24 protein-coding genes and 1 pseudogene are annotated in these 22936 nt (G+C 66.8%); 10 read left to right on the forward strand and 15 right to left on the reverse strand.

All coding sequences use genetic code 11. The features are described from left to right. Nucleotides 1-38: 38 nt before the first annotated feature. From AWB95_RS11385 to ricR, 3 genes are all read right to left on the reverse strand, one after another. Nucleotides 39-1052 carry a L,D-transpeptidase gene (locus tag AWB95_RS11385; RefSeq protein WP_085168239.1) on the reverse strand — a complete coding sequence of 338 codons (1014 nt, stop codon included), beginning with the start codon at nt 1050-1052 and terminating at the stop codon, nt 39-41. A gap of 134 nt (nt 1053-1186) precedes the next feature. Continuing rightward, nucleotides 1187-2413: an MFS transporter gene (locus AWB95_RS11390; protein WP_062541540.1), complete on the reverse strand. Its 1227-nt coding sequence runs from the start codon at nt 2411-2413 to the stop codon at nt 1187-1189. 71 nt (nt 2414-2484) lie between these two features. Then, on the reverse strand, nt 2485-2775 hold the full coding sequence (gene ricR / locus AWB95_RS11395; RefSeq protein WP_062541541.1) for a copper-sensing transcriptional repressor RicR: 291 nt from the start codon (nt 2773-2775) through the stop codon (nt 2485-2487). Between the two features lie 71 nt (nt 2776-2846). Between ricR and ilvD the strand changes: the two genes are divergently transcribed. Beyond that, nucleotides 2847-4556, forward strand: coding sequence for a dihydroxy-acid dehydratase (gene ilvD, locus AWB95_RS11400; RefSeq protein ID WP_085168240.1), 1710 nt, complete (start codon nt 2847-2849; stop codon nt 4554-4556). A 100-nt stretch (nt 4557-4656) separates the two neighbouring features. Here the strand turns inward: ilvD and AWB95_RS11405 are convergent, their stop codons facing one another. Then, nucleotides 4657-5100 (reverse strand): SPW repeat protein, encoded by a 444-nt coding sequence (locus AWB95_RS11405; RefSeq protein WP_085168241.1) that lies wholly within the window; start codon nt 5098-5100, stop codon nt 4657-4659. Nucleotides 5101-5265: 165 nt separating this feature from the next. Between AWB95_RS11405 and AWB95_RS11410 the strand changes: the two genes are divergently transcribed. Further along, the gene (locus AWB95_RS11410) at nt 5266-6249 is read left to right on the forward strand and encodes an NAD(P)H-dependent flavin oxidoreductase (protein WP_085168242.1); all 984 of its coding nucleotides are present in this window, start codon (nt 5266-5268) and stop codon (nt 6247-6249) included. Here AWB95_RS11410 and AWB95_RS11415 read toward each other — a convergent pair. After that, a complete protein-coding gene (locus AWB95_RS11415) occupies nt 6242-6901 on the reverse strand; it encodes an O-methyltransferase (RefSeq protein ID WP_062541392.1) in 660 nt (219 codons plus the stop codon). The two genes, AWB95_RS11410 and AWB95_RS11415, sit on opposite strands and share 8 nt — an antisense overlap. 133 nt (nt 6902-7034) lie before the next feature. On the opposite strand from AWB95_RS11415, the gene mymT reads away from it, so the two are divergent. After that, nucleotides 7035-7181: a copper-binding metallothionein MymT gene (gene mymT / locus AWB95_RS11420; protein ID WP_084707331.1), complete on the forward strand. Its 147-nt coding sequence runs from the start codon at nt 7035-7037 to the stop codon at nt 7179-7181. A gap of 21 nt (nt 7182-7202) precedes the next feature. Here the strand turns inward: mymT and AWB95_RS11425 are convergent, their stop codons facing one another. The 4 genes from AWB95_RS11425 to AWB95_RS11440 are packed head-to-tail and all read right to left on the reverse strand — an operon-like array spanning nt 7203 to nt 11428. Further along, the gene (locus AWB95_RS11425) at nt 7203-9299 is read right to left on the reverse strand and encodes a beta-glucosidase (RefSeq protein WP_180276013.1); all 2097 of its coding nucleotides are present in this window, start codon (nt 9297-9299) and stop codon (nt 7203-7205) included. Beyond that, on the reverse strand, nt 9296-9799 hold the full coding sequence (locus AWB95_RS11430) for a TIGR04338 family metallohydrolase (RefSeq protein WP_062541393.1): 504 nt from the start codon (nt 9797-9799) through the stop codon (nt 9296-9298). The genes AWB95_RS11425 and AWB95_RS11430 overlap by 4 nt, the downstream gene beginning before the upstream one ends. Beyond that, the gene (locus AWB95_RS11435) at nt 9799-10545 is read right to left on the reverse strand and encodes a DUF2786 domain-containing protein (protein WP_085168243.1); all 747 of its coding nucleotides are present in this window, start codon (nt 10543-10545) and stop codon (nt 9799-9801) included. The genes AWB95_RS11430 and AWB95_RS11435 overlap by 1 nt, the downstream gene beginning before the upstream one ends. A gap of 43 nt (nt 10546-10588) precedes the next feature. Beyond that, nucleotides 10589-11428 carry an alpha/beta hydrolase gene (locus tag AWB95_RS11440; protein WP_062539064.1) on the reverse strand — a complete coding sequence of 280 codons (840 nt, stop codon included), beginning with the start codon at nt 11426-11428 and terminating at the stop codon, nt 10589-10591. Here AWB95_RS11440 and AWB95_RS11445 point away from each other — a divergent pair. Next, nucleotides 11376-12434 carry a sigma-70 family RNA polymerase sigma factor gene (locus AWB95_RS11445; protein ID WP_084706975.1) on the forward strand — a complete coding sequence of 353 codons (1059 nt, stop codon included), beginning with the start codon at nt 11376-11378 and terminating at the stop codon, nt 12432-12434. The genes AWB95_RS11440 and AWB95_RS11445 overlap by 53 nt on opposite strands. On the opposite strand, the gene AWB95_RS11450 is transcribed toward AWB95_RS11445, so the two are convergent. Together AWB95_RS11450 and AWB95_RS11455 are read right to left on the reverse strand one after the other, a co-directional pair. Continuing rightward, on the reverse strand, nt 12352-13338 hold the full coding sequence (locus AWB95_RS11450; protein WP_338016606.1) for a hypothetical protein: 987 nt from the start codon (nt 13336-13338) through the stop codon (nt 12352-12354). The genes AWB95_RS11445 and AWB95_RS11450 overlap by 83 nt on opposite strands. A gap of 129 nt (nt 13339-13467) precedes the next feature. Further along, nucleotides 13468-14601, reverse strand: coding sequence for an NAD(P)H-dependent amine dehydrogenase family protein (locus AWB95_RS11455; RefSeq protein WP_084706976.1), 1134 nt, complete (start codon nt 14599-14601; stop codon nt 13468-13470). Nucleotides 14602-14662: 61 nt separating this feature from the next. Here AWB95_RS11455 and AWB95_RS11460 point away from each other — a divergent pair, with 61 nt between their 5' ends. The 4 genes from AWB95_RS11460 to AWB95_RS11475 all read left to right on the forward strand — a co-directional run bounded on the left by AWB95_RS11460 (nt 14663) and on the right by AWB95_RS11475 (nt 18189). Next, entirely contained in the window at nt 14663-15514 is an 852-nt protein-coding gene (locus AWB95_RS11460; protein ID WP_420799443.1) for a MarR family transcriptional regulator, read from the forward strand. A 6-nt stretch (nt 15515-15520) separates the two neighbouring features. After that, nucleotides 15521-16261: a glucose 1-dehydrogenase gene (locus tag AWB95_RS11465; RefSeq protein ID WP_062539050.1), complete on the forward strand. Its 741-nt coding sequence runs from the start codon at nt 15521-15523 to the stop codon at nt 16259-16261. A 79-nt stretch (nt 16262-16340) separates the two neighbouring features. After that, nucleotides 16341-17465, forward strand: a complete 1125-nt coding sequence (locus AWB95_RS11470) for an NDMA-dependent alcohol dehydrogenase (protein WP_062539051.1) — start codon at nt 16341-16343, stop codon at nt 17463-17465. Nucleotides 17466-17478: 13 nt separating this feature from the next. Next, on the forward strand, nt 17479-18189 hold the full coding sequence (locus tag AWB95_RS11475; protein WP_062539052.1) for a pirin family protein: 711 nt from the start codon (nt 17479-17481) through the stop codon (nt 18187-18189). Nucleotides 18190-18191: 2 nt separating this feature from the next. Here the strand turns inward: AWB95_RS11475 and AWB95_RS11480 are convergent, their stop codons facing one another. Beyond that, nucleotides 18192-18470: a GlsB/YeaQ/YmgE family stress response membrane protein gene (locus AWB95_RS11480; protein ID WP_062539053.1), complete on the reverse strand. Its 279-nt coding sequence runs from the start codon at nt 18468-18470 to the stop codon at nt 18192-18194. Nucleotides 18471-18585: 115 nt separating this feature from the next. Here AWB95_RS11480 and AWB95_RS11485 point away from each other — a divergent pair. Continuing rightward, nucleotides 18586-19843 (forward strand): annotated as a pseudogene (locus AWB95_RS11485) (YhgE/Pip domain-containing protein); the annotation flags it as partial. Between the two features lie 154 nt (nt 19844-19997). Continuing rightward, the gene (locus AWB95_RS11490; protein WP_062539054.1) at nt 19998-21089 is read left to right on the forward strand and encodes a phosphodiester glycosidase family protein; all 1092 of its coding nucleotides are present in this window, start codon (nt 19998-20000) and stop codon (nt 21087-21089) included. Nucleotides 21090-21251: 162 nt separating this feature from the next. Here the strand turns inward: AWB95_RS11490 and AWB95_RS11495 are convergent, their stop codons facing one another. From AWB95_RS11495 to brnA, 3 genes are all read right to left on the reverse strand, one after another. After that, nucleotides 21252-21788, reverse strand: a complete 537-nt coding sequence (locus AWB95_RS11495; protein WP_062539055.1) for a GNAT family N-acetyltransferase — start codon at nt 21786-21788, stop codon at nt 21252-21254. A gap of 36 nt (nt 21789-21824) precedes the next feature. Beyond that, a complete protein-coding gene (locus tag AWB95_RS11500; protein ID WP_062539056.1) occupies nt 21825-22538 on the reverse strand; it encodes an alpha/beta hydrolase family protein in 714 nt (237 codons plus the stop codon). Between the two features lie 146 nt (nt 22539-22684). Beyond that, on the reverse strand, nt 22685-22921 hold the full coding sequence (gene brnA, locus AWB95_RS11505; RefSeq protein ID WP_062539057.1) for a type II toxin-antitoxin system BrnA family antitoxin: 237 nt from the start codon (nt 22919-22921) through the stop codon (nt 22685-22687). Nucleotides 22922-22936: the final 15 nt, after the last annotated feature.

Raw genomic sequence — 22936 nt, forward strand, 5'->3', positions numbered from 1 at the left:
ACGCCTCGGCGTGTCGGGGCCTTTTCCGTCTGGTGGTGCTACAGCTGCCAGTCGTTGGAGCCGTCGTTCTTGCTGTAGGTGCCGACGGAGTTCTTCACCACGATGGGATCGCCGGTGCCGAAGTTGTCGAAGAACCACTTGGCGTTGGCCGGGCTGATGTTGATGCAGCCGTGGCTGACGTTCCGCTTGCCCTGATCGGCCACCGACCACGGCGCGCTGTGCACGAAATCGCCGCTGTTGTCGAACATCACGGCGTTCTCGACATTGACCTTGTAGCCGTACGTCGAGTCGACGGGCACGCCGTATGTGGTGGAATCCATCACCACCTTGGCCTTCTTGTCGAGCACGTAGTAGGTGCCGTTGGCGGTCTGGTGACCGCCCGCGGCCATCCCCATCGACATCGGGATGGTCTTCTCCACGGTCCCGTTGCGGGTGACGGTCATGGTGTGGGTGGCGTCGTCGGCGGTTGCCACCAGCGCGTCGCCGGTGTGAAAGTCCGACGTGGTGCCCGCGGCGTCGATGTGCACGTTGGTGTGGGCCGGCCAGAAGTTGATTGGGCGCCACCGCACCTGGGTGGGGGTCATCCAGTAGAACTTGCCCGGCACCGGCGGGGTCGACGAAATGTGGATCGCCTGCTCGGCCATCGGCTTGTCGGCAATCGGCCGCTGGAAGTTGATGATGATCGGCTGGGCGACGCCGACCATCGAGCCGCTGACCGGAGTGAACGTGGGCGGCAGGAACGGCGGCTGGCCCGTGAAGGGCTCCGGGTTCTGCCCGGCCACCGGACCCGCGGCGGCCGCAGGCTGAGCCGCCGGTGCAGCCGGTGCTGCCGGGGGCGGCGCGGCCAGCGGCTCGGCCGGTGGCGGGGGTGCGAACGGGTCGGGCGGCGGCGCCAGCGGGTCGGCCGGTCCGGCGTCTGCCACGCCAGGGTCGCCGGGGGGCGGTGGCTGGTCGGGATCGGCCAACGCCGAACCGGTGCCCAGCGTCAGCACAGCGGTCAATCCGGCTGTGCTGAGCGCGGCGACGAGAGTTCCCCTCGTCCATCGCGACATATGCATACCTCCAGTCACAGTCCCAACCAGTGTGGCATAGCGCGGAGAGCGGCTAGTGCTTCAGCGGCCACCCGACATGCGCTATTACCGCGCTGACCTGCGCCAATACGTCATCGGTCGAAGGGCCGGAAGCGTTACTCCTCGCCGGCGGGCACGTCGAAGATGTGCCGGCTCGCCGTCATCCCCGCCAGAGCCACTCCCATCAGAACCGCCGACGCGGCCAGCATCACCGGCACGCTGTGCTCGTAGAGCAGCCCGCCGGCCGCCGAACCGGCCATGATGCCGACCTGAAACGCCGTGACGTACAGCGACGACGCCCCGTCTGGGTCGCCTGCGGCGTTACGAATCGCCGTCGACTGCAGCATCGGCGACACCGCCGTCGCCATCGCCCCCCACAGGACAATCGCGGCGGTCCCCACCAGCGCCGTCGCCGCCGTGGGCCGGCCTCCAAACGCCAGCGCGGTCAACAGGACGAACGCCGCCGCCAGCCCGGCCATGCACACGATGACCGCACGTTTGGGCCGGCGGTCCAGCGGGCGAGCCACCACCGGCACGGCCACCAGCCCGGCGACTCCGTAAACGGCCAATAACCAGGCCAGATTGGGTCCTCGCACCCCCACGACGTCGCGGATGACCACGACGATGAAGGTGTAGGACACGAAGTGTCCGGTGACGGCCACCATTGTGAGCAAGCTCACCGCCCAGAGCCGGCCGTTGCGGTGGTGGCGGGCCCGCGGACCGACCCGCTCGAGCTGCTCCGCCGAGAGCACCATCTCCGGAAGCACCAGCCACGCGGCCAAGGTGACGATCCCCGCGGCGATGGTGACGCACACCACGGCCCAGCGCCAGCCCCACATCAGGCTCATCGCCGCCGTCAGCGGGCTGCCGACCACCAGAGCCAGGCTGGTTCCCACGTAGATCGCCGTGGTCGCACGTCCGGCGTGGCTGGGCGGCACCAACCGCGTCGCGATCGGCGCGATGACCGACCACATCAGACCGTGCGTGATCGCGCACAGCACCCGTCCGCCGGCCAACACCCCGAAATTGGGAGCCAGTGCCGACACGAGTTGCGACATGGTCAGGCAGGCCAATGTCAGCAGCAGCGTCCGGCGCCGCGGCCAATGCGCGGTCCAGCGCACCAGCGGAATCGTCGTCAACGCCGCCACCAGCGCGTACCAGGACAACAAGGTGCCGACCAACGCCAGGCTGACATGCAGATCGCGCGCAATAGCGGGCAGCGCGCCCACCGGCACGATCTCGGCCGTGACGTAGATGAACGCCGCGGCGGCCAGCACCGACAACTGCACCGCGATCCGCGGCGTCCACGGTCCGCTGCGAAGGGTTTGGGTTTCGGCGGTCATCAGGGCTGCACTAACCGTACGCACTCGCCCCACGACCAGCACTCAATCACGGGTATTCGGGCGTGTGCGCGTCAGGAACGCACGAGTCGCGCGATCGCGGCGGAAGCTTCGGCGAGCTTCGCCTCGGCCTCGTCGCCTCCGTCGGCCACCGCGCGGGTCACGCAGTGCCCGAGGTGCTCGTCGAGCAGGTTCAGCGCCACGGACCGCAGGGCGCTGTTGACGGCGCTGATCTGGGTGAGGACGTCGATGCAGTACTTGTCCTCGTCGATCATCTTGGCGATGCCCCGCACCTGTCCCTCGATGCGGCGCAGCCGCTTGGCGTAGTTGTCCTTCTGCGGCGAGTAGCCGTGTGCGGCTGTCATGCTCCCAGGGTACCCCCGTGGGGTATCGAAATTGATTTGGGAGGTGCTCGCGGCCCGCGCATACTTGGGCCATGCCCCAAACCAAGGCACGTACCCCTGATATCAAACCCCGCAGCCGCGACGTCACCGACGGTCTGGAGAAGGCCGCAGCCCGCGGAATGCTGCGAGCGGTCGGCATGGACGACGACGACTTCGCCAAGCCGCAGATCGGTGTGGCGTCCTCGTGGAACGAGATCACGCCGTGCAACCTGTCGCTGGACCGCCTCGCCAAGGCGGTGAAGGAAGGGGTCTTCGCCGCCGGCGGCTATCCGCTTGAGTTCGGGACGATCTCGGTGTCCGACGGCATCTCGATGGGCCACGAGGGCATGCATTTCTCGCTGGTGTCCCGCGAGGTGATCGCCGACAGCGTGGAAACCGTGATGCAGGCCGAGCGGCTCGACGGCTCTGTGCTGCTGGCCGGCTGCGACAAGTCGCTGCCCGGAATGCTGATGGCCGCCGCGCGATTGGACCTGGCCGCAGTGTTCCTCTACGCGGGCTCGATCCTGCCCGGGCGGGCCAAGCTGTCCGACGGCACCGAGCGCGAGGTCACGATCATCGACGCCTTCGAGGCGGTCGGCGCGTGCGCACGCGGCCTGATGCCGCGCGAGGACGTCGACGCCATCGAGCGGGCCATCTGCCCCGGCGAGGGCGCCTGCGCCGGCATGTACACCGCCAACACGATGGCCAGCGCCGCTGAGGCACTGGGTATGTCGTTGCCCGGCAGCGCCGCGCCCCCGGCGACCGACCGGCGCCGCGACGCGTTCGCCCGCCACAGCGGCGAGGCCGTCGTCGAACTGCTGCGCCGCGGCATCACCGCCCGCGACATTCTCACCCGGGAGGCGTTCGAGAACGCGATCGCGGTGGTGATGGCCTTCGGCGGCTCGACCAACGCCGTCTTGCATCTGCTGGCCATCGCATACGAGGCCAACGTCAAGCTGTCACTCGAGGATTTCAGCCGGATCGGGTCACGAGTGCCGCACCTGGCCGACGTCAAACCCTTCGGCCGGCATGTGATGCTCGACGTCGACCGCATCGGCGGTGTGCCGGTGGTGATGAAGGCACTGCTGGACGCCGGTCTGCTGCACGGTGATTGCCTGACGGTGACCGGACAGACCGTCGCCGAAAACCTCGCGCACATCGCGCCGCCCGACCCGGACGGCAAGGTGCTGCGCGCGCTGGACAATCCGATCCACCCGACCGGCGGGATCACCATTCTGCACGGGACGCTGGCTCCCGAGGGCGCGGTGGTCAAGTCGGCCGGTTTCGACTCCGACGTGTTCGAAGGCACCGCAAGGGTTTTCGACCGCGAGCGGGCCGCGCTGGATGCGCTCGAGGACGGCACCATCACCGAGGGCGACGCGGTGGTGATCCGCTACGAAGGCCCCAAGGGCGGGCCGGGGATGCGCGAAATGCTCGCCATCACCGGCGCCATCAAGGGCGCCGGGCTCGGTAAGGACGTGCTATTGCTGACCGACGGCCGCTTCTCCGGCGGCACCACCGGGCTGTGCGTCGGGCATATCGCCCCGGAGGCGGTCGACGGCGGACCGATCGCGTTTTTGCGCGACGGCGACCGCGTCCGCCTCGACGTCGCCAATGGAACGCTCGACGTGCTGGTCGACGCAAGCGAATTCCAAGCGCGCCGTGTGGGTTTCACGCCACTGCCGCCGCGGTACACCACCGGCGTGCTGGCCAAGTACACCAAGCTGGTGGGGTCCGCGGCAATCGGAGCGGTCTGCGGCTAGGCCAGTCTCGCCGCGAGCGTGCGTGTTCCCGGCCGACACGCCGACCCGATTCTCGGGTTTGCGCACGCTCGCGGCGGCGAGGGACGGGGGCCTGAGCGGGCTATGCGTGCTTAGCTTCGTCGCTGCGCGCGCGCATACCGAAGTACATCGCGTTCAAGCCCAGCACGGTCAGCACCGCACCTGCAATCACATTCGACCAGATCATGCCGCCGTGCGGCGAGACGTGGTTGATGACCCACGGCGAAACGATGAACCACACGCCCAAGACAGGCAGCGTCCAGGTCATCCCATGGGTGCGGTCGAGAGCGCACGCGAACCCGTATGCCAGCGCCGCGCACATGACTCCGACGATCAGGTCGTTGACGGCCAGCGGCCTGGTCATGTGGAACCCGACGATCCACGGCGACGCAGCCGCGTAGACCGCCGTCAGCAAAGCCAGGCCGAAGGTGCCTTGCGCGGACATCGACTCGGCGGCGCGCTCATACCGCGCCCGCAGAGCCAACAAATCCGGGTGGTGATCGATTGATGAATGGACTGTGCTCATTTTGTGACCTTTCTGTTATGCAGCAAGCCTTTTGGGCCTCCTGCAAACCATCCACCTGGTCCAAGACTACGCCCGCCGATCGTCTGCCAGCAACGAAAATGGGCGGCATTCGGCGGGCCCGTACCCGGCGCTGCGCAGCTATCACACAGGCCGTACGGTCAACGCATGGACATCGCTGATCGACTCCGGCTCGACGTTCCGGTGGGCCAGGCCGGCATGGGCGGCGGACTGGCGGGCGCGCCGCTGGCCGCCGCGGTCGCCCGGGCCGGCGGGCTGGGCACGCTCGGGCTGGTGTCACCCGGACGACTGCGGTCGGCGATCGAACAGGTACGCGCACAAGCCCCCGGTCGTGCCGTCGCGGTGAACCTGTTGATGCCCTTCGCGCGCCGTAGCCATATCGAGGTGTGCGTCGAGCACCGGGTCGACGCCGTGGTGGTGGCTTTCGGCGGCGATCGCCACCTGGTTCAGCGGCTCCGTGACGCAGGGATCTTCGTATTCGTGATGGTAGGCACCGAATCGCAAGCCCGCGACGCAATCGATTGGGGAGCCGACGGTTTGATCGCCCAGGGCCGCGAGGCCGGCGGGCATCTCGTCGGAACAATACCCGCGCTCGAGTTCCTGCCCCGCGCACAGGCGATAGCCGGCCGACGACCGGTGTTCGTCGCGGGGGGAATCGCTTCGGGCGTCGACACCCGCGCGGCACTGGATGCCGGCGCCGACGGCGTCATCGCCGGAACGAGATTCTTGATGACGCGTGAGGCCGGCGCCCACCCGGCGTATCAGCAGCGAATCGTCAACGCCGACAAGACCGTCGAGACCACGCTGTTCGGGCTCAGTTGGCCGCTTCGGCACCGGGTTGTCCCCAACGCCGCCACCCGGCGATGGTGCCGCGACGACGGGTCCGCCAAGCCATTGCCCGCCGCTCTCAACTCCGCGAGCCGCTGGCTATCCGTGCTGGGTTACTTCGACGCCGGCGCGCTGATCCGTCTGCAATCTCCTGCCCTGCCGGTGTTTTCGCCGCTCGCACCGCTAGACGGCATGCCCGAGTCGTCGGTGGACTGCGGCGCGCTCTATGCCGGCGAAACGGCCTTGCGAATCAACGAGGTGACCTCGGCCCGGCAGGCCGTCGAGGACTTGACGCCTACTTGACCAACGCCATTGCGAAGCCATCCCACTCTTTGGCTCCGACCGTCTGAATCACCGCGGTGTCGAGGCGCGGGTGCTCGCCCATCAGCTCCAGCGTCCGGCGCGACGCCTTGGCTGCCTCGTCACCGGAGTCCGGCGCCAGGATCCGCCCTTCTCGAATCACGTTGTCCACCACGATGACCGAACCGGGCCGGGTCAGTCGGACCGCCCACTCCAGGTAGCCCACGTTGTTTTCTTTGTCGGCGTCGATGAACACCAGGTCGAAAGGGCCGCCGGTCACCGTCGGCAACGTCTCCAAGGCGGCACCCACCAGCACCTCCACCCGGTCGCCGACGCCGGCGCAGGCGACGTTGGCGCGCGCGACCTCGGCGTGCGTGGGGTCGTATTCCAGCGTCACCACCCGCCCGTCGGGGCCGGCGCCCCTGGCCAACCAGATAGTGCTGAACCCGCCCAGGGTGCCGATCTCCAGAATCCGACGGGCCCCGATTGCGGCCGCCAGCAGGCCCAGGAACTTGCCCTGTTGGGCCGAGACGGCGATGCGCGGCAACCCGGCCGCGTCGCTGGCCTGGAGTGCGGCCGTCGACTCGGGATCGTCGCCCACCACTGTCGCGTCCAGAAACGCGTCGACATCCTTCGGGTTCGGCTGCGCAGTCATGGCGCCCACGCTAGCCGATCACCCGAATCGAGTTCGGCCGGCGGTCTTTACCATATACCCGTATGGGGTATAGGGTGGCTGCGGGCAAGCATCCCGGATCCGTCCGGGATCCCGACACAGATAAGGGGACGTCATGGGCAATTACGAGGCTGGGACCTTGCTCACCTGCGGCCACGAAGGATGCGGTTGCCGGGTTCGCATCGAGGTCGAATGCCATTGCGCAGGTTCGGGCGAGGCCTACCGCTGCACGTGCGGCGACGAACTCGTCGCTGTCGGCTAGCGGAGTCGCCGGGCTGGCCGGTCAGCGTCCGAAAACGCGGCCGGTCAGCTCGGCTTCACCCATAAGGTTCAGGTCCACCGACGACGAGCCCACCGCGACCGCGTAGCTGCCGGGGGCAATGCGCCAGCCACCGTCGCGATAGCGGGCCAACGTCCGAGGCTCCGCCTCGATCGTGACGCGGCGAGACTCGCCGGCCTCCAGCTCGACCCGCTCGAATCCGAGTAGCCGCAACCGTTGTCCGTCGGGCGCCGCGGTCAGGTAGAGCTGTGGCACGTCGGCACCACGACGATCGCCGGTATTCACTACAGTGAGGCTGGCCGTGACGGTGTCCCCGCCACTGATCGCCAGGTCGCGGTGCTCGAAGCTGGTGTACGACAGCCCATGGCCGAACGCGAACATCGGCTCCAGGCCCTGGCTGGCGAACCATCGGTAGCCGACTTCGGCGCCTTCGGTGTAGCGGATGGTCGTCGCGGTTCCCCAGGGTTCACCCAGGCCCGGCAATTGCGGACGCGGGGTCTGCTCGAGATCGACGGGGAACGTGACCGGTAGCCTGCCCGACGGATTGACTTGTCCAGCAAGGACTTCCGCAATCGCCTGACCACCGGCCTGGCCGGGATACCACGCTTGCATAATCGCGTTGACCTCTTCGCGCCATGGCATTGCGACGGGATTGCCGGTTTCCAGTACTACGACGGTGTTGGGATTGGCGTCGGCGACCGCGGCGATCACCTCGTCCTGGCCCCAGGGCAGCGACAGGTCGGCGCTGTCGAGGCCTTCGCCTTCCACGCGGATGGCGAAGACGATCGCGACATCGGCCCGCCGCGCCGCCAGCACCGCCTCGGCCGGGCTGACGCCGGGATCGAACTCGACGCTGGCGTTCGGCAGGTGCTGTCGCAGTTCGGCCAGCGGCGACGACGGCAACAGGTACAGGTTGCGCAGACCGCCCGGCCAGCCGAGCGGGAACACGCCGGCAAAGCCGCCCGGCGGGACCACGGTGCTCGACCCGCAGCCCGCCGGCACACCGAGTTGCGCGCAACCGCCGATGACTGCGATACGCACGTCGGGCGAAAGCGGCAGTACACCATCGTTTTTCAACAACACGATGCCTTGCCGCGCGACCTCCAGCGCGACGTGGTGGTGCGCCGCCATATCCACCGCGGGCGTCGTCTCCCACTGGTCGACACCCACTGCGAAGATCGACCGCAGGATTCGTCGCACCATGTCCGACAGCCGCTCCTTGGACAGCCTCCCGTCGGCGTGGGCCGCCTTGAGCGGGTCGCCGAACGCCTCGCCCGTCCACAGCATGGCGTCGATCTGCGCCCCGCATTCCTGGTCGAGGCCATGGACTGCGAACTCCCAGCTCGGTGTCGCGCCCCAGTCGGACATCACCCAACCGCGATATCCCCAAGCGCCTTTCAGCACGCTGTTGATCAGGGCGTCGTTGCCGCCGGCGTACTGGCCGTTGACTTTGTTGTACGCCGTCATCACCGCACCCGGCTGTGCCCGCTCGATGGCGATTTCGAAGGCCAGCAGATCGGATTCGCGGTGCGCGTCGGGATCGATCACCGCATCCAGCCAATGCCGGTTGGTTTCGTTGCAGTTCAGCGAGTAGTGCTTGACGGTAGAGATGACGCCCTGCTGCTGGATCCCGCTGACCGACTCTGCGGCGATCGCCGCGCTCAAAAGCGGGTCCTCAGAGAGGTATTCGAAGTTGCGGCCATTGCGCGGGTCGCGGGCGAGGTTGATTCCGCCCGCCAGGAGGACGTTGAAGCCGCGGCTACGGGCCTCGCGTCCGATCGCCGCGCCGGCGGCGCGGGCAAGAGCCGGATTGAAGGTCGCCGCCAGCGCCAGACCGGCCGGCAGCGCGGTGGCGGTGTCGCCGGGCCGGTAGCCGGGATTCGTGACACCCAGGCTGGCGTCGCTCATCAGCAAGGCGGGCACACCCAGTCGGGGCACGCCGGGGACGTAGCCGGCGCTCATCGGGACGCCGGCGGGTATGCGTTCATCGTGTATCGGCAACAGCTCGCTGGCGCCCATCACGCTGCGCAGCAACGAAAACCGCTCGTCGTCGGTCATCTGCGCCTCGACCTCGCGGGCGCGCGCGTCGGGATCGCTCACCGCACACCTTCTTTCGCATACACCACCCGCAGCACATAACCCAGTTCCGGTCCCATCACCAGCTCGGCCAAGGTGCACACGGTCGCGACGAACTGCGGCCCGTGCGGCGGCGGCTGGTCGCACAGATGATGGGCGATCTCGTGCAGCACAACCAGCTCGCGCATCGCCCAGTCGGCGGTGTCGCGGTCGGGTACCGCGATAACGCCTGTGCCGTCGCCGCTTTCGTAGTGGGCAGCGGTGGCGGCGCGCCGGGCGCGCACCCGCAGCGGCGGCGTGTTGGGCCACTGTTCCCGGACCGCCGGCAGGGCCAGCACGTCGTCGACGTAGCGCTGTACCGCGGTCACCGAGCCGAACCGCGCCTCCGGCGGCAGAGTCAGTTGCGCGCCGAAGAACTCGACGCTGCGTGAGGCGTGCTCGGCGGCACGGTCGAACAACGTGCGAACGAATTCCTCGGCGGCGTAGACCCTCGAGCGCTGCGTGTCGCGGTCAGCAGTGCCCATCACTCCAGCGCGGCCCGCGCTCCCGACAGCTGCGCGCTGTTGCCGAGCCGCGCACGCCGGCCGGCCCGGTCACCCGCACGGCGCGCCGCCGACGAGTACCCCGCCGATGCGCTGCTAGCCCGCCAGGTGCCGCGGGCCTTCGACGCGCCGCGATAGTAGTCACGCAGCTCGATTTCCTTGTTGCGCAGGGCGATTGCAGTTCCCGGTGGTCTGCCGCGGTCCTTCTTGGCGTCTTGTTGGGCCTGTTCCCGGGCCTCAGCCAGCCGCTGCCCGACCCGCGCGCCGAACGCGAGCTGGAAATTCAGCCGCGCGGTGATCGTCGGCGTGGGCCGGTGCGAACCGGACGCGATGTAGGCGTCCGAGGCGCGGACCATCTGGACCACCAGGCTCGCGTACAGCGCATGGGCGGCGTCGATGTCCTCGGCGAACCCGTAGGCGTAGACGAACGTCGAGTTCGACGCCACGTCGCAGCGCACGTCGTTGGCGTGGGCGATCACCACGAACAGCTGCACATAGGTGCGCAGGCCCTTGGTGCCCGCCTCACCGATGGTGATGGTGCGCTGGATCGGCGACTGGGCGGGTGTGCGCTTGGCCGCGTGCGAGCGGGCCACCGCCAGGTCGATGGACGTCGCGGTGGCCAGCCGTTGCGCGGCCGCCATGAACGCCTCGGCCTCGTGGGTGTTGTCGGTGCCTTCGGCCTGTCGAAGCAGCGCCGCGATCCGCGCCAGCATCTTGTCGTCACTCACGGTGCCAAACTAATGGACCGGCCCGACATTTCGGTGCAGCCATTCACAGTCGGGCGTTTATCCAGGACACCACGTCGTCGAGCACCTGATTTTGCTCGGGCTCGTTGAACACCTCGTGGTAGAGCCCCGGATAGACCTTCAGCTCGACATCCGTGGATCCGACGCATTGGACCAGTCGCCTGCTGCCGTCGACGGTGATCAGCCGGTCCTCGGATCCGTGCACAACCAGCAGCGGCGCGGTCAGCGCGGGAGCACGTTGCGGCATCGTCTCCCCCACGAGCAGCAGCGCACGGGCGAGGCCGGCGGGCACCTTGCCGTGGTGCACCAGCGGGTCAGTGTCGTAGGCATTGACCACCACGGGGTCGCGCGATATCGCGCTGGAGTCGAGTTCCTGCACCGGCAGGCCCGGCACGACGGCGCCGAGGGTCTTGGCGAGGAACACCAACAGCGGGGAGACCGCGTCCTGCGCGGCCACCGCCGGGCCCGACAACACCATCAGGTCGTAGTCGTCGGGGTGTTCGACGCCGTAGGCGAAGACGATGCCGCCGCCCATGCTGTGTCCGAGCACCACCCGTTTACGTGCCGGGTACTCCTTGGTGGCGATTCCCACCAAGGTGTCGAAGTCGCCGGTGTACTCCGAGATGTCCCGGACCAGTACCCGCTTGCCGCCGGAGCGGCCGTGCCCGCGATGGTCCAGCGCGTAGGTCACCAGCCCGGCGTCGCCGAATCGCTGCGCGACGTGGTCGTAGCGACGGGCGTGTTCGCCGAGCCCGTGGGACAGGACGACGACCCCGCGCGGTGCGGTGTCCGGTGTCCAGACGTCGTAGACGATGCGTACGCCGCCGACGCCGTCGAAGGTTCGTTCGGTGCGGGTGGTACTCATCAGAGGCAGCATGTCACACGTGCTGCGTAAGCTCACTCGGGTGAGTTTGGTCGCAGAAAGCTTCGAGAGCGACTTCTCCGCCCAAGCGGAGCCGTATCGGCGTGAACTGCTCGCGCACTGCTACCGGATGACCGGGTCGCTGCACGACGCCGAGGATCTGGTGCAGGAAACCTATCTGCGGGCGTGGCGGGCTTACGACCGCTTCGAGGGCAAGTCGTCGGTGCGCACCTGGCTACACCGCATCGCGACCAACACCTGTCTGACCGCACTGGAGGGCAGGCAACGCCGGCCGTTGCCCAGCGGGCTGGGCGCGCCCAGTTCGGATCCCACGGCAGAGTTGGTGGAACGCAACGAAATTGCCTGGCTGGAGCCGCTACCCGATCCGGCCGGCGACCCCTCCGACATCGTCGGATCACGTGAATCCGTGCGGTTGGCTTTCGTCGCGGCATTGCAGCACCTCTCGCCGCGCCAGCGGGCCGTGCTGGTCCTGCGCGACGTGCTGCAATGGAAGGCCGCCGAGGTGGCCGAGGCCATCGGCACCAGCACGGCGGCCGTCAACAGCCTGCTGCAACGGGCGCGCGCGCAGCTGGAAGCGGTGGGGCCCAGCGACGAAGACCGGCTTGCGGCGCCCGATTCGCCGGAGGCGCAGGACCGGTTGGCCCGCTACATCGCGGCGTTCGAGGCCTACGACGTCGACCGGCTGGTGGAGCTGTTCACCAGCGAGGCGGTCTGGGAGATGCCGCCGTTCGTCGGCTGGTATCAGGGCCCGCAGGCCATCGCCACCCTGGTCCGACAGCAGTGCCCCGCGCAAGCGGCTGGCGACATGCGGCTTCTTCCGTTGACAGCCAACGGTCAGCCCGCCGCCGCGATGTATATGCGCGACGGCGATCGCCACTTGCCGTTCCAGCTGCAGGTTCTGGAGATCACCGATGCAGGTGTCGGTCACGTCGTCGCTTTCCTCGACACAAGCTTGTTCGAGCGGTTCGGCCTGCCCGACCACCTGTAGCTGCCGAGTGGCCAGTTATGACACGCTTTTGCCAAAAAGCGTGCAATAACTGGCCACTCGGCGCCTGCTTGATGTAGGGCGGCACATGTGCGGGCGACAATACCTGACGGCGGTAACTCAGCATGTCTGCGCTGACCCGAATAACCCGCCATCCACGTGCCAGCAACTTCGCGTGTTTATCGATGTCGTATGCCCGTCGCGCGGGATCCGTCCAGTGCTGGACGCCGTCGTACTCCACGCCGACCTTGAACTCCTCGTAACCCATGTCGAGCCGCGCGAACGGATCGCCAAAGTTGTCGCGGACCACGATCTGCGTCTGTGGCCGCGGCAGGCCAGCATCGATCAGAACCAACCGCGTCCGGGTTTCCTGTGGCGATTCAGCGCCGCTGTCCATCAGGTCCAGCACTTGTCGCAACTGCGTCAGCCCTCGCGATCCGCGATGTCGCTGCGCCAAGTCGTCGACTTCGGGGGCCGTCAGCTTGGCGGCGTTGGCCAGCGCATCCACGTGAATAACAGCCCGCACCAGACCTTTTCGTCGGCCAAGGTCGAACGCCGTCCGCGCCGGTGTGGTTGCGCGTATACCCCGCACTGTGCATATCTCGTCATCCGACAATTCATCACGATGGATCACGATGCCGTCAACCGGTTTGCCATTGCGCCGGTACAGCTCCGCTGGTAATCCTGGGTCGATCCAAAGTGAGCCATGGAGAGCGGCCGCCGACAGGCCCGCAACAGTGGCCGCGCGTCCCGACCACAGCCAGGCTGCGACTCCGCGGGTGAGTGCGGTGACCTCCTGACCCTTTGGCATATAGACGTTGCGATACACGACCTCGTGTCCACTGCGCAGTCCGCGCCTGCTGACGCGGCCCTCGGCTAGCGCCTCTGTTCCGATGAACGGCCCCACGAGCAGACCCTGTCAGCAACATGCACGTCACGTCTGCCATTGCGGCGTCCGCTGTGGATAGGTCTCGCCGAGTGGCCAGTTATGACACGCGATTGGCCAAAAAGCGTTCAATAACTGGCCATTCGACGCCTAGAACAGGCGCGAATCGGGTGACGGGCCAGACACCGGGCGGGCCAGGCCGGTGCCGGTGATCAGCGGCAGGTCCAGCGCCGAGAGCAGACCGGGCCGTGCCTCGCACACCGCGGGGATAGCGTTGACCATCCGCGACGCGCCTGCCATCCGCGCTCCCAGGTCGTGATCGTGGTCGTCGGCCATCTCGAACTCGCAGCGCATGCTCGGCGAACCCTCGATCTCGACGCGGTACGCGCCGCGGCCCGAGGCGGCCCCGTAACCGAAGTCGCGCGGCGGGATCGAGATGTGCGGCTGCGGCCAGTCCGGTGCCATGTCGTCGTGCATCCGGGTGACATGGTCGACGACGAAAGTGGCTCTGCCGTCGACGTATCCGGTCAATGTCGACCGCATTGCACCGATCGTGCCTGCGGCGATATGCCCGGTCGGCGTGTCGAACGACTCGGTCGCTGCCACCCGCTCGACGTTCTCGTCGATGCGGTCGATCTTCACGCCGAGCCCGGCGGCGAGCTGGTGCAGCACCGGTCCCCAGCCGAAGCTGAACATTCCCGGCTGTGCCGCGAACGCGGGGAACTCCGGCGGCTTGCCGAACCCGAGGATCTCGTAGACCGCCGCCTTGTCCGGATAGGTGGCGTAGTTGAACATCTCAGTCACCCGCACACTCTCGATGACTCGCGACACCCCCGAAAGTGCCAGCGGCAGAACATCGTTGGCAAATCCGGTGTCGATGCCTGTGGTGAAGAACGACACACCGCCCGCCAGCGCGGCTTCTCGCAACGGATCGGTGAACGCGGCGTCGACGGCGCCGGGGAAGACCAGCGGGACCACCGAGCAGGACACCACGTTCTTGCCGGCCCGCAGGATCGACACCATGTCCGCGATCGCCTCCGCGGGACGCAGATTGGCCGCGGCGGCGTAGACAACCGCGTCGGCGTCACCGGCGAGCATCGCCGCCGGGTCTTGCGCCGCCAGCACACCCACCGGCTCGACACCGCACAGTTCGCCGGCATCCCGGCCGGCCTTGGCGTCGCTGTGCACGACGAGATCTACCAACTCCAGCTGAGGGTGGTCGATCACTCCGCGCAGAGCGATCAGCCCCATCGAGCCGGGACCCCATACGCCGACCTTGAACATCGGTTCTCCTAATACTAGGACGCCAGCTACTATAACCTGGACGGATCGTAGGGAGGTGGCTGTGGCTTCGTCAACGGTCAAATCGCCGCCTACCGCTCGCGTTGTGGATGTCCTTGCCGCACTGGCTCATTCACCAAGGACCTCGGCAGAACTCGCGAAGTGCTGCGGTATCAGCACGTCGACGTGTGCGCTGGTGCTGGCCGAGCTGGAGCGACGCAGCTGGGTGGCCCGCCGCGACGACCGCCGCTATGTGCTGGGCAGCGGGCTGTTCGGCCTAGTCCACGGGCTGCGCAAGCAATTCCCGCTGCTCGACCGCGGCCGCGACGCCCTCGCTTTCCTGCACGAAAAGCTGGGCGCCGGCTGCTCGATGTCGAAGATCGGCGAGCGGCACCTGATTACCGTCGACGCGGTGGGCCACGGCACCGACAGCGAACACGCTGTCGGCCAACGCTTTCCGATCGACCCTCCGTTCGGGCTGGTGGCAATGGCCTGGCGCGACGACGACGCCGTCGACGCGTGGCTGCGCCGGGTCACGCCACGGCTGACCCAGGCGGATATCGCCGCATATCGTCGGGTCCTCGCCGATATCCGCCGCCGCGGCTACGGCGCCTGGCGGTTCGACGACGCCCACGCCTCGCTGCACGACCGGCTCACCAAGGTGCTGGCGTCGCTGGAGCCCACCGCCCAAGTGACCCGTCAGCTCAGCACATTGATGACGATGGTCACGCTGCATTCCGTGACCGATAAGCTCGAAACTGAGCTGACTTCAACGGAATTCGTCGTGCTACCAATCTTCGGAAGCGGCGGCCAGCCGGAATACCAGATCGAGATCCACCTCGGCCGCCCGCAGAGGCTGACGCTCGCCGGACTCGACGCTGCACTCAAGCACGCGCAACAGCTGCTAGTAGCGTGACCCGCCATGGGACGCGTAGACGGAAAAGTTGCACTGATCAGCGGCGGTGCACGCGGTATGGGCGCCGCACACGCGAAAGCGTTACTGGCCGAAGGGGCCAAGGTCGTCGTCGGCGACATTCTCGACGACGACGGCAAGGCGCTGGCCGGCGAGCTGGGCCCTGCGGCGCGATTCGTGCACCTCGACGTTACCCAGCCCGATCAGTGGAAGGCAGCCGTCGACGCTGCAATCGACGCGTTCGGCCGGCTCAACGTGCTGGTCAACAACGCCGGCATCGTCAACGGCAACACCCTGCAGAACTTCCCGCTCGCCGACTGGCAGCGGATCATCGACATCAACCTCACCGGCACATTCCTGGGCATGCAGGCCGCGGTGGAACCGATGATCGCCGCCGGCGGGGGTTCGATGATCAACGTTTCTTCGGTGGAAGGCCTGCGCGGCAGCCCCGGTCTCTACGGTTATGTTGCATCGAAATTCGGCGTGCGCGGCCTGGCCAAGGCCGCCGCGCTGGAGCTGGCGCCGCACAACATCCGGGTCAATTCCATCCACCCCGGCCTGATTCGCACCCCGATGACGGCGGGCATTCCGGAGGACTTCCTGCAGATCCCGCTGGGCCGCGGCGCCGAGCCGGCCGAGGTGTCGGCCTGCGTCGTCTACCTGGCCTCCGACGAGTCGTCGTACTCGACCGGCGGGGAGTTTGTCGTGGACGGCGGCTTGACGGTGGGCGTGCCGCACAAGAGTGCATAGCGCCATATCAATGCAGGTCAGCGCATCAGAAGCGACTGTTTTGTAACGCGTTCCCACTGGGTGGTTAAGATCGCCAGGCATGAAGACCAAGGGCGCTCTGCTGTGGGAGCTGAACTCGCCGTTCAAAGTCGACGAGATCGAGGTGGGCGATCCCGTCGAGGATGAAGTCCAGATCCAGGTGCATGCCGCCGGCATGTGCCACTCCGACTACCACCTGACCACCGGGGCCACCCCGATCGGGCTGCCGGCGCTGGGCGGCCACGAGGGCGCCGGCGTCGTCACCAAGGTCGGCAAGGGCGTCACCGGGCTGGCAGAGGGCGACCACGTCATCCTGGCGTTCATTCCCGCCTGCGGGCAGTGCCCGCCGTGTTTGAAGGGGTTCCGCTCACTGTGCGATCGGGGTGCCGTGCTGCTCGGCGGCAAGGCGATCGCCGACGGAACCAGCCGCGTGCGCGCCGGCTCGCACGAGGTGTCGCCGATGAACCTGCTCGGCACGTTCGCGCCGTATATGACCGTGCACAAGGATTCCGTCGTCAAGATCGACCCCGACGTGCCGTTCGAGTCGGCGGCGATCATGGGCTGCGCGGTGCCCACCGGATTCGGCTCGGTTACCAACGTCGCCGAGGTCCAGCCCGGCGACACCGTGGCGATCGTCGGGGTGGGCGGCATCGGGATGAGCGCGCTGCAGGGCGCGGTGCTCTCCGGCGCCAAGCACGTCATCGCGATCGATCCGGTGGAGTTCAAGCGCGAGCAGGCCGTCAAATTCGGCGCCACGCATGTCTACCCGACGATGGCCGAGGCGATCGCCCCGATGATCGATCTGACCTACGGGCTGATGGCCGACAAGACCATCATCGCGGTCGGCGAAATGCGCGGGGAGATGATCGAGGAGGCGATGACGCTGACCGCCAAGACCGGCACCTGCGTGGTTACCGGCATGGGCGCGATGACCGACGTCGACGTCAAGCTCAACCTCTTCCTGTTTACGATGTTGCAGAAGACGTTGAAGGGCAACATCTTCGGCGGCGGCAGCTCGCACGTGGAGACCCCGCGGCTGGTGGGGCTTTACAAATCCGGGCTGCTCAAGGTCGACGAGATGGTGACCAGCACCTACCGGCTCGAAGACATCAACGACGGCTACCAGGACATGCTCGACGGCAAGAACATCCGCGGCGTCATCAAATACACCGACGCCGACTGGTAGTTACCCTGAAGTCATGCCCATCGACGTCCGGCGTGCGCACGACCGTGCGGTCACCACGACGTCGTGGCTGAAGTCGAGGCATTCGTTCTCGTTCGGCGACCATTACGACCCGGACAACACGCATCACGGCGTGCTGCTGGTCAACAACGACGACATCGTCGCGCCCGCTTCGGGTTTTGACACCCATCCGCACCGGGATATGGAGATCGTGACGTGGGTGTTGGAGGGGTCGCTGGCGCACCGTGATTCGGCCGGCAACAGCGGCGTGATTTATCCCGTCCTGGCCCAACGGATGTCGGCCGGCAGCGGCATCATGCACTCCGAAAAGAACGACTCCGCCACGGAGCCGGTGCATTTCGTGCAGATGTGGGTGGTGCCCGACGAGACTGGGATCACCCCGAGCTACGAGCAGCACGAGGTGGGCGATCTGCGTGGGCTCGTACCCATCGCGTCGGGGCGGCCCGGTCAGGACGCCGCGATCGCCATCCACAACCGCTCCGCCGCGCTGTACGCCGCCCGGCTCGAGCGGGGTGCGGCTGTGGAATTACCGGCGGCGCCCTATGTGCACCTCTTCGTGCCATGCGGCCAGGTCAATGTCGAGGGCTTAGGCGATCTGGCCGAGGGAGACGCCGTGCGCTTCACCGACTCGGACGGCCGGCGCGTCACCTCCGCTGCGCCGTCGGAGATCCTGGTCTGGGAGATGCACAGGACCCTCGGCGGATAGACCTAGCGACGGATTTGGCTGCGCCGCCCAGTCAGTCCCAGATAGATCGCGATCAGGACGACGGCGACGATGATGCCCACCAGGAACGGGATCACCGCCCAGCCGCCGTTGGCATTCTTGTAGCCCACGCTGTATGTCAACCACGACCCGAGAAATGAACCGAGCGCGCCCAGCGCGATCGTCATGATGATGCCGATGTTCTGCTTGCCGGGCATCACGAGTCGGGCAAGTGCCCCGACAATCAGTCCGACGATCAGGGCGCTGAATATGGTTCCGATCATTGTTTCTCCTGTGTTCGCGAGGCGCCCGCCGGCGCCGTCAACCCTCAGAGTGCCCGCTTAACCGCCGCGCCTAACTTTTCCGCGGTTAGTGTGAGCGCCACGAACAGGAGCCGGCATGTCTGATACACAACCGCGGCACGCAGCGCCCGACCCCAGGGCCGGCCGTCAGAGCCACCCGAACTGCGCGCTTCTGGGTGGTGCCGACGCTGGCGGTGTTGTCGGCGCTCGCCGCTTTCTACCTCGGCGGCATCTTGAACCCCATGACCAACCTGCGACATTTTCCTGTCGCGGTGGTCAACGAAGATGCGGGGCCGACGGGCGACCAGCTCGTCAACGGTTTGACGTCCGGCTTGGACAAGGACAAGTTCGACGTCCGCGTGCTCTCCCGTCAAGATGCCATGCACCAATTGGACACCGCACAGGCGTACGGGGCGGTGGTGATCCCTCCCACCTTTTCGTCGAAGCTGCAGGACTTCGCCCGCAGCGCAGTGACTTCGGGACCTGTCGATCGGCCGGCCGTCCACGTCACGACCAATCCGCGGGCAGGCACGTTGGGCGCCGGCATCGCCGGCCAGACACTGTCCCAAGCTATGTCAGCGGCGAATCACAGTCTCGGCGAACGGCTTTCCCAAGAAATAGCGGCGCAAACCCAGGGAGCACCGATGGCTGGCGCAGTGACGTTCATGCTCGGCAGCCCCATCGACATCAAGAGCGAGGTGTACAAGGCCTTGCCCAACGGCACCGGCAACGGACTGTCCGCGTTCTACTACGCGCTGTTGCTGCTGTTGGCCGGGTTCACCGGCAGCATTGTGGTCAGCACTTTGGTGGACTCGATGCTCGGCTATGTGCCAGCGGAATTCGGTCCGGTCTACCGGTTCGCCGAACAGGTGAGGATCTCGAGATTTCGCACGCTGCTGATCAAATGGGCGCTGCTGGCGCTGTTGACGGCCGCCGTCTACATGGCGATAGCCAGCGGGCTCGGCATGCCCATTGATCGCAGTTGGCCGCTATGGCTTTACGGGGTGTTCGCCATTGCCGCGGTCGGTGTCACGTCGACGTCGCTGATCGCGGTGCTGGGCACGCTGGGTCTGCTGGTCAGCATGTTCCTCTTCGTCATCCTCGGATTACCGTCGGCGGGCGCGACGGTTCCGTTGGAGGCGACGCCGCCGCTGTTCGGCTGGCTGGCGAAATTCGAGCCGATGCACCAGGTTTATCTGGGCGCGCGGGCCCTGCTCTATCTCGATGGCCGAGCCGACGCCGGGCTGTGGCACGCGCTGGCCTTGACCGCCGTCGGGCTGGTGATCGGCCTGCTGCTCGGCGGCATTGTCACCCGCACCTACGACCGCCAAGGCTATCACCGCATCCCGGCGGCGTCCGCGCCCGGACCGCCAGGAACTGTAATCGCAAGCGGCTGAACGTGATTCCGTCGCAGCCAAAGCGTCACCGGACTGTTATGTAAGTTGACTGCGTTACTGGCGTGGCTAATGTTGTGCTTGTTGTACCGAGTTCCGCGCCGAAAGGTCACCCGTGTCGACTCACGCCGTCGTCTTCCGGCGCGTGGCAGCCTGCTGCGCCGTGCTGGCGTCGTGTGTCGCGCTCGCGACCAGCATCGGACGGCCGGTTGCGCGCGCCGCCGAGGCTCGCGAACTGCTGGCCAATGCCATTGCCAACACCCGCGGCTCCTACCTGGTATACAACTTTGGTGCCGGCCACCCCGCGCCGATGCTCAATGCGGGCGGCAGTTGGTACGACGGGACCAGCGGTGGCCATCTGATGATCATCAAGGCTGCGTCACAACGGCTTTCCCCTCACCTGTTGGTCGACAGTCACCGCGGTTACCAGGCTCGGTGTGAACGCAACCCGGGGGCGCGCACCGGTGACGGGCTCCTGCAGGCGTCGGAAACATACGCCCCAGTGCAAGCGTGGCAGGTATTGGGCCAGCCGACCATCGCCATCAACGCCAACTTCTTCGATGTGCGCGGACAGAAGGGCGGCTCGTGGCGGTCGACGGGCTGCAGTTCACCGCTGGGCGCCTACGTCGACAACACCCGCGGGCAGGGCCGGGCCAACCAGGCGGTCACCGGCACCATCCCCTACGCGGGCAAGCAGGGCCTCTCCGGCGGGAACGAAAACTGGAGTGCGTTGGCGACGATGATCCTGCCGACTCACGGAGCGCCGTATGTGTTGTGGCCCAACGGAGGTCGCGACGGCAACGACTACAACGCTGCCACCCAGGTCGTCACGGGTTTGGTGGACAAGGGTGAGCAGTTCGTCGCGGTGAGCGGGTTAGGGTTGTTGTCCCCCGCGAGCACCGGCCAGCTCAACGACGGCGGGCCGAGCGCCGCCCGGACCGCCCTTGCTTACTCGAAGACCCGCGACGAGATGTATGTGTTCCAGGGCGGCAGCTACACACCGGACAACATTCAGGACCTGTTCCGCGGATTGGGCAGTGACACCGCCGTTTTGCTCGACGGTGGCGGGTCGTCGGCGATCGTGCTGCGCCGCGACACCGGCGGCATGTGGGCCGGCGCCGGGGTGCCAAAGGGATCTTGCGACACCCGCCAAGTGCTCTGCGACTCCCACGAGCGCGCATTGCCGAGCTGGTTGGCGTTCAACTAATGCCAGAGGAGCTTCGCTCCGTGGTCGTCGGGTGTGCGGTTTCGTACGCGACACGCCGTGTTCGGCGTATGAATTCGCACACTCGAGGAAGAGCCCTGTCCGCCACGAGCTCCGACCAAGGCTTTTGCAGTATGCTCGAGAGAGGCGCAAATGCGCCCACTGTCATTGCGGGATGGGCGAGCTGTCGTCTTCAGCCTCGCCAAGTAAATCCAGCTGCATCCACGCGACATCGTGCCAGCGCCCGTGTTTCCATCCGACGCGACGGTAGAGGCCGGCCTGCTCGAACCCGAAACTTCGATGAAAGGCGTTGCTGGCTTCGTTGGGCTGGGTGATTCCCGCGAAGGCTCGCCGATAGCCACGCTCGGTAAGCCGCCGCAGAAGGTGCGTATAGAGTTTGCGGCCGGCGCCGAAACGGTAATGGTGCGCTGCCACATAGATACTCGTCTCCACCGACCATTGGTATGCGGCACGGGGATTGAACGCGTGCGCGTAGGCATAGCCGACGATCTGGTGGTCCTGTTCGAGGACGAGCCATTCGTGAGTCTCCCGAGCCGCTGCTATACGCGACGCCATCTGCTCGGCCGTCGGGACTTCGGTTTCGAACGTGATTGCCGTGTCCTCGACGTAGGGACGGTAGATCGCCGCGCAAGCCGCCGCGTCCGCTGACGACGCCGGCTGCACAAAGCTGCTTTCCTCCATATACATAGCCTTATCGTCGGCGGATTGCTTGTCTCTTTATGTTCTCTTGCGCAGCTGGGTGTTGAGCCAATCGCTCGCCGCCTCGTTGAGGGCGGTAATACGTGAGAGTCCCTCGACGTGGTTGTTGGCGCCGGTGAGGTGGTGCGCCACGTCGTCGAAGATGCGGAATTCGACGAGATCTGCTCGACCTGATTCCCGGTACGCGTTCCGCAGAGCGGTATAGAGATCGCGGGGATCGTCCGGTGCGATGTACTCGTCGTTGGCGCCGTGCAGGATGAGCAGCGCCGGCGGGGTCGAGCGTGCAGCCACATCGCTGGCGTGTGCAGCCAGGTCGCCACGTTGAGCCGCTGTGCGGGCTTCGTCGTCCCAGGGGTAGGGATTGCCGGACAGGCGCTCAGAAATCGCCACAGCCGCCGACGGGCTGCTTACCGTGTTGACCAATACGGCGGCCTGGATAGGAACCTGCGCTCGAATCAGGGCGTCCGCGACGACGACCCCGCCAGCCGAAAAACCCAGTAGTGCCAACCTGTCAGCGTCCGCGCCAGTTCGCTCAGCGATCTCGGCGACGAGACGTGGCAGTTCGTCTGCGGCCTGCTCGATGACTGGCATAAGCAGTTGACGCAAGTAGTCGCGGGACTGACGGTCTAGGATCTCCTCCAGACCGCCTGGTGGCAAGCGCTCCCCGAACAGAGCCAGACCGACGTAGGCGATGGTTGCATCAACTGTCTCGAGTGGGAACGCCTGGGCCATCTCTTGCGGACTATTCGGAGGCCCAAAGCCATGATACAGCACCACGATTGGAGCACTGTCGCGCCCCGAGCGCCGCAGCAGGACTGGGACCTCACCGATGTGAAGCGCTATGTGCTCGGGCACAACCAATAGTGATAACCGATCGGTCAGGCTGCGGGGTGGTCTCCGTGGTCCAGTCTTTCGGCGATCCAAACCTTGATGAGTGACTGGCGGGTGACTCCGAGCCGGGTGGCTTCGCGGTCTAGTTCGGCGATCATCCATGCCGGGAGGTCGGCGTTTACCCGCCGGTGTTCCTCGCCGGGCCGGCGCGCCCGTGTCTTATCCAGAGCGGCGGCCATGTCCTCGCCGGCATCGAACCGCTCGTCGAACTCTTTAGCCTTCATAGATCGCTACCTCGC

The organism is Mycobacterium celatum, assembly GCF_002101595.1.
Lineage (GTDB): Bacteria > Actinomycetota > Actinomycetes > Mycobacteriales > Mycobacteriaceae > Mycobacterium > Mycobacterium celatum.

Bases quoted from the DNA above. Each gene is read 5' to 3' on its own strand.
- AWB95_RS11390 (WP_062541540.1), bottom strand. From the start codon at position 2,413: ATGACCGCCGAAACCCAAACCCTTCGCAGCGGACCGTGGACGCCGCGG.
- AWB95_RS11430 (WP_062541393.1), bottom strand. From the start codon at position 9,799: ATGGGCACTGCTGACCGCGACACGCAGCGCTCGAGGGTCTACGCCGCC.
- AWB95_RS11480 (WP_062539053.1), bottom strand. From the start codon at position 18,470: ATGATCGGAACCATATTCAGCGCCCTGATCGTCGGACTGATTGTCGGG.
- AWB95_RS11455 (WP_084706976.1), bottom strand. From the start codon at position 14,601: ATGTTCAAGGTCGGCGTATGGGGTCCCGGCTCGATGGGGCTGATCGCT.
- AWB95_RS11470 (WP_062539051.1), top strand. From the start codon at position 16,341: ATGAAGACCAAGGGCGCTCTGCTGTGGGAGCTGAACTCGCCGTTCAAA.
- AWB95_RS11410 (WP_085168242.1), top strand. From the start codon at position 5,266: ATGGACATCGCTGATCGACTCCGGCTCGACGTTCCGGTGGGCCAGGCC.
- AWB95_RS11405 (WP_085168241.1), bottom strand. From the start codon at position 5,100: ATGAGCACAGTCCATTCATCAATCGATCACCACCCGGATTTGTTGGCT.
- ricR (WP_062541541.1), bottom strand. From the start codon at position 2,775: ATGACAGCCGCACACGGCTACTCGCCGCAGAAGGACAACTACGCCAAG.
- AWB95_RS11415 (WP_062541392.1), bottom strand. From the start codon at position 6,901: ATGACTGCGCAGCCGAACCCGAAGGATGTCGACGCGTTTCTGGACGCG.
- AWB95_RS11385 (WP_085168239.1), bottom strand. From the start codon at position 1,052: ATGTCGCGATGGACGAGGGGAACTCTCGTCGCCGCGCTCAGCACAGCC.
- ilvD (WP_085168240.1), top strand. From the start codon at position 2,847: ATGCCCCAAACCAAGGCACGTACCCCTGATATCAAACCCCGCAGCCGC.
- mymT (WP_084707331.1), top strand. From the start codon at position 7,035: ATGGGCAATTACGAGGCTGGGACCTTGCTCACCTGCGGCCACGAAGGA.
- AWB95_RS11495 (WP_062539055.1), bottom strand. From the start codon at position 21,788: ATGGAGGAAAGCAGCTTTGTGCAGCCGGCGTCGTCAGCGGACGCGGCG.
- AWB95_RS11440 (WP_062539064.1), bottom strand. From the start codon at position 11,428: ATGAGTACCACCCGCACCGAACGAACCTTCGACGGCGTCGGCGGCGTA.
- AWB95_RS11475 (WP_062539052.1), top strand. From the start codon at position 17,479: ATGCCCATCGACGTCCGGCGTGCGCACGACCGTGCGGTCACCACGACG.
- brnA (WP_062539057.1), bottom strand. From the start codon at position 22,921: ATGAAGGCTAAAGAGTTCGACGAGCGGTTCGATGCCGGCGAGGACATG.
- AWB95_RS11465 (WP_062539050.1), top strand. From the start codon at position 15,521: ATGGGACGCGTAGACGGAAAAGTTGCACTGATCAGCGGCGGTGCACGC.
- AWB95_RS11445 (WP_084706975.1), top strand. From the start codon at position 11,376: ATGCGTACGCCGCCGACGCCGTCGAAGGTTCGTTCGGTGCGGGTGGTA.
- AWB95_RS11500 (WP_062539056.1), bottom strand. From the start codon at position 22,538: ATGGCCCAGGCGTTCCCACTCGAGACAGTTGATGCAACCATCGCCTAC.